The organism is uncultured Gimesia sp., from assembly GCF_937910335.1.
Lineage (GTDB): Bacteria > Planctomycetota > Planctomycetia > Planctomycetales > Planctomycetaceae > Gimesia.
Window position 1 is genome coordinate 1 of record NZ_CALEMX010000553.1, and the last position, 4,394, is coordinate 4,394.

Annotated in this window: 6 protein-coding genes; all 6 read left to right on the forward strand. The window is 44.2% G+C overall.

The genetic code is table 11. From position 1 onward, the window contains the following. Positions 1-43 precede the first annotated feature (43 nt). The 6 genes from Q0668_RS22865 to Q0668_RS22890 all read left to right on the forward strand — a co-directional run bounded on the left by Q0668_RS22865 (position 44) and on the right by Q0668_RS22890 (position 4,303). The gene (locus tag Q0668_RS22865; RefSeq protein ID WP_298868852.1) at positions 44-340 is read left to right on the forward strand and encodes a hypothetical protein; all 297 of its coding nucleotides are present in this window, start codon (positions 44-46) and stop codon (positions 338-340) included. Continuing rightward, positions 337-924, forward strand: coding sequence for a response regulator (locus Q0668_RS22870; RefSeq protein ID WP_298868853.1), 588 nt, complete (start codon positions 337-339; stop codon positions 922-924). Before Q0668_RS22865 ends, Q0668_RS22870 begins: the two co-directional genes overlap by 4 nt. A gap of 207 nt (positions 925-1,131) precedes the next feature. Further along, positions 1,132-1,539: a PilZ domain-containing protein gene (locus Q0668_RS22875; protein WP_298868854.1), complete on the forward strand. Its 408-nt coding sequence runs from the start codon at positions 1,132-1,134 to the stop codon at positions 1,537-1,539. Positions 1,540-1,676: 137 nt separating this feature from the next. After that, positions 1,677-2,378: a YggS family pyridoxal phosphate-dependent enzyme gene (locus Q0668_RS22880; protein WP_298868855.1), complete on the forward strand. Its 702-nt coding sequence runs from the start codon at positions 1,677-1,679 to the stop codon at positions 2,376-2,378. Beyond that, on the forward strand, positions 2,353-2,718 hold the full coding sequence (locus Q0668_RS22885) for a DUF167 domain-containing protein (protein WP_298868857.1): 366 nt from the start codon (positions 2,353-2,355) through the stop codon (positions 2,716-2,718). Before Q0668_RS22880 ends, Q0668_RS22885 begins: the two co-directional genes overlap by 26 nt. 280 nt (positions 2,719-2,998) lie before the next feature. After that, positions 2,999-4,303, forward strand: a complete 1,305-nt coding sequence (locus Q0668_RS22890) for a PQQ-binding-like beta-propeller repeat protein (protein ID WP_298868858.1) — start codon at positions 2,999-3,001, stop codon at positions 4,301-4,303. Positions 4,304-4,394: the final 91 nt, after the last annotated feature.

Sequence of the window (4,394 nt, forward strand, 5' to 3'; positions counted from 1 at the left end):
TGTCCGGCGTCATCCCCTGTTTTTTCGCCAGGGTCCATAGCAGATGAAAGATATAAAGCAGGCGATTGAGGAAGATGATTCTCAGAAGTTGTCAGATGCAGCACATGCCTGTAAGGGATTGATTGGAAACTATACAAAACTGGATCCTTATCTCCTTCTAGTATTGTTAGAAGACGATGCAGAAGCAGGTCAGCTAGATGAGTCCCTGATCAAATACCATTCTCTTGAAAAAGAAATTTCTCAACTCGTCGTTGAATTAAAAATGTTGATGTCACAAGAGTGCAACAACGTTAATTCATCACCTGAGAAAATAAATACTATCCAAAGGCGATGTTCATGAAAATATTAATAGTTGATGATGTAGGTTACTCGTGCCACTTTCATGCCCGACTGATTGAAAAATTTGGACATGTAGCTTGTACCGCCACTTCCGGCTTCGAGGCCTTAAATTGTCTGAAAACAGATAATGATATTAATATCGTCATAACCGATTTGATGATGCGCGGCATGGACGGAGTTGATTTATATCAGGAAGCGCAAAAACTAGAAAGATACACCGATGAAGGGCAACTCGATCCTCCTCAGTTTATTCTGATGACTGCACTGCGACTGGAAAAGAATTCGCAAGACAAAGACGTCCACCGCTTGAAACTGGCGAAAGAGATGGGCATTTCGAAGGTGATGTTCAAACCACTGGATCAGGTAGAACTCGAAGATGCAATCAAAGAACTGGTGGCTAAAGCACCTGTTACCTCATCAAACGGGAAACGATTGGACCTCTACAAGACGACACAAGAATTGAAGGAAACAGTCAAAGAAATTATTGACTCAGGAAATTCGGATGCTGCTGAAAAAGTGATAGGCTGTTTAAACGCGGAAGTCAGCACGCTGGAAAAATTTATCGAAACGGTGGGAATTGTATAAATATCGACATTTAAAAAACAGCTCTTACTGATAATTGATTCAATATATGTAGATCAAAAAAGGAGAATTTTGACTGCATTCGAGAACGGCATTCGATTACGGCAGATACTTACTGACGAGCGATTTATTCATAATCTTCAAAGGTAAACAACGAGTTAGCATATAAGAACGCAGAGTCGGACATCTTTTTAAAATGGATGCAGCCTAATGGGCCTCATTAACTTAGAACAATACACTGACAAGCAGAATCGCGCGATTTCTCGTGTGCTGGATACATTGGATCGACTCGAAAAAAGGACCGATGCACATTTTTCAGATAACCGAGCGCATGAACGTAAAAACTTTCGCGGAGTCGTATGGATTGCGACTGATCCTGTCAACCGTGCCGTTACAGATGAAGTCAACGCCATCAAAGTCTGGTCCCGCTCAATATCACAATCAGGCCTTTCTTTCATTTATCCATTTCGGATTTATCAGAAGCTGATTCAGGTTGGTATTCCCGTTCAGGATAATCAAGTTACCTGGTTTCGGGTGGAAATTGTGAGGGACAAGGAAATAGAAGAAGAACAATTCTGGGAATACGGTGTCAGATTTCTAGGAAAAGTTAATGATTAATTCACTGCATTACTCGTGTTCTGTATGCGATTCTATCAAACTCTTTGTATATACTTCGACTTGTAGCCCTTTTGTTTGACGTTCGATGTTGAGCAAAAGAAGTGAGACCATAAACCTCAACTGTGGAAAGCCCGGGGATGGAAGACCTGAAAGGCATCATTCACAAAAATTATTCGAAGATTCAACATCGCATTCATGAAGCCTGCTTACGCTCACAACGCTCTACAGCTTCAGTCAGATTTGTGGCGGTCACGAAGTATGCTCATACCGAATGGGTTAAGGCATTAGTAAAATTGGGATGCACCCAATTTGCCGAAAGCAGATCTCAACAACTGGATGAAAGGGCTCTCCAGTTTCCCGATCACTTACATTGGCATTTCATAGGCCCTTTACAACGCAACAAAGTCAGGCGCACTATCACTCATACCTGCCTGATTCACTCCATTGATTCATTGAAGTTATTATCAGCCATCGGACGCATTGCGGCAGAATCCGGTTTGCAGACACACGTTCTCATTGAGGTTAATCTCTCCCGTGAACAGAACAAGAAGGGATTTGCTCCAGAAGAATTGCTGAGCAACTGGAACGCGATCTGTGAAGTTCCTCACGTGAAAGTCGAGGGGCTGATGACGATGGCATCACACAGTGCGGATCCGGAATTAGCACGGCCTGTGTTCCGTGAATTATCTCAACTTCGTGACCAACTCCAGACAGTTTCACCCCCATCGATACAACTGAAGGAACTATCGATGGGTATGAGTGGAGATTTTGAAATCGCGATTGAAGAGGGATCCACTCTGGTCCGGATCGGAAGTGCCCTGTATACGGGGTTGGACTAATCAAACAGGAAACGGAAACATCGACGAAACGCAAGAATTACAACTTGAAGTGGAGGGGGCATTTGTTCTACTCCCGATTCGCGCACAACCTAAATCGAGTAGAAACCAGATTGAAGGCATTCACGATGGCAGGCTCAAGGTCTGTGTGACACAGGCACCTGAAAGGGGGAAAGCGAATCAAGCGCTGCTGAAAGTCATAAAAGAGGGACTCAAACTCAAACGTTCGCAAATCGCGCTCGATAAAGGGGAAACCTCTGCCCTGAAAGTCTTTCGCATTTCTAAGATCTCCCAGAATGAGTTACGTCAAAGAATCGCCAACGCCCTTCTCAACTCCAGGTAATCCCGAACCATGATTCCTGCACAAAGTCTTCTCTGGGCATTGCTTGCATTGATTTCTGTTCCACCTTCTAACTGAGAAATCACGGGATTCTTGTTCAGGATTTTTCGGGCATTGATTGCAGCAGGATGAGCGGGCTCATATAATTATCAGCTGCGACCGTGTCTTACCTCAAGAGGCCATCACACCATTTTCTTACGATCCTCATGCAAAAAATGGCTGTGATAATCTCAATTTTAATTCCCACCTGGTCTAAAAGATTTTACATAAGGACTAATTGACTATGAGTTTATCCATGCCCGTTCGCCTGCTCCTGGGAGCATTGCTGGTTTGCGGATTTCCATTATTTTTATCTGCGGCAGAGCCCAGTCAACTTTCAAAATCATGGGAGCAATGGAGAGGCCCCGATCGCAAAAACCTTTCCAGTGATACAGGACTCATTCAGGATTGGAATGCAATCCCTCCGAAATTAACCTGGACTGCCAGCGGACTGGGTAAAGGCTATGCCAGTGTTTCGATCAAAGATAACCGCCTGTTTACAACCGGAAACATCCCGGAAGGCCAAGCCGTTATCGCCATCAATACTGATGATGGTAAAATTTTGTGGAAGACGAACTTGATTGATTCAAACCCGAAACATGGCTATCCGGGAGCGCGTTGCACACCTTCCATCGATGGCGATCGATTATATGCGATTTCTACCAATGGCGCGGTTTCCTGCCTCAGTGTCGCAGACGGAGAAATCATCTGGACGAAAGATTTCGAAGAGGAATGGAATGGGAAAATGATGTCCGGATGGGGGTTTTCTGAATCTCCGCTGGTAGATGGCGATCTCGTTTTATGCACGCCCGGCGGTAAAGACGCGATCATGGTTGCTCTCGATAAAACCACAGGTAAGGAAGTCTGGAAAACATCCGTCTCAGATCTGGGTGAAAAAGGCAAAGACGGAGCCGGCTATTCTTCAATTGTGATTTCCCATGCTGGGGGAGTGAAACAATACGTCCAACTCACAGGTAGAGGTTTAATCGGCGTTCGTGCCAGTGATGGAAAATTATTATGGAACTACAATCCCGTTGCCAATAAAGTTGCCAATATTCCAACGCCGATTGTCTCAGGCGATTATGTCTTCTGCTCGACCGGTTATGGCACAGGCAGCGCCCTCGTCAAATTATCTAAGGATGGCAAAGGCATCAAAGCAAAAGAAGTTTATTTCCTGAATGCCAAGACATTACAAAATCATCATGGTGGTATGATTCTTTATAAAGATCATATCTATTGTGGACACGGACATGGCAAAGGCTTTCCCATTTGTATCAATTTGAAATCAGGTGAAGTTGTCTGGGGCGGAAAAATTCGTGGCGAAGGTTCCGGTTCCGCAGCGGTGACCTTTGCGGATGGAAATCTGATTTTCCGCTATGAAAGTGGAGATTTAGCATTAATCGAAGCAACCACCGAAGGTTATAAATTGAAGGGAAGCTTCAAGGCAGATCAGGTATTGGGGAAAGCCTGGGCACAACCTGTGGTTTGCAACGGAAAGCTTTACCTGCGAGAGCAGGATGTTCTAATGTGCTATGATCTGAAAAAATAAACGAACGTAATCATTTATCAGATTCAATCAGCTCTATCGGTGTCTATCGGCAGAGCTGATTTCGTTTTTCAGCCAGCACTGTTTTTAAATT

Excerpts from the sequence above, each read along its gene's own strand:
- Q0668_RS22865 (WP_298868852.1), top strand. The coding sequence starts at position 44 with ATGAAAGATATAAAGCAGGCGATTGAGGAAGATGATTCTCAGAAGTTG.
- Q0668_RS22870 (WP_298868853.1), top strand. The coding sequence starts at position 337 with ATGAAAATATTAATAGTTGATGATGTAGGTTACTCGTGCCACTTTCAT.
- Q0668_RS22875 (WP_298868854.1), top strand. The coding sequence starts at position 1,132 with ATGGGCCTCATTAACTTAGAACAATACACTGACAAGCAGAATCGCGCG.
- Q0668_RS22880 (WP_298868855.1), top strand. The coding sequence starts at position 1,677 with ATGGAAGACCTGAAAGGCATCATTCACAAAAATTATTCGAAGATTCAA.
- Q0668_RS22890 (WP_298868858.1), top strand. The coding sequence starts at position 2,999 with ATGAGTTTATCCATGCCCGTTCGCCTGCTCCTGGGAGCATTGCTGGTT.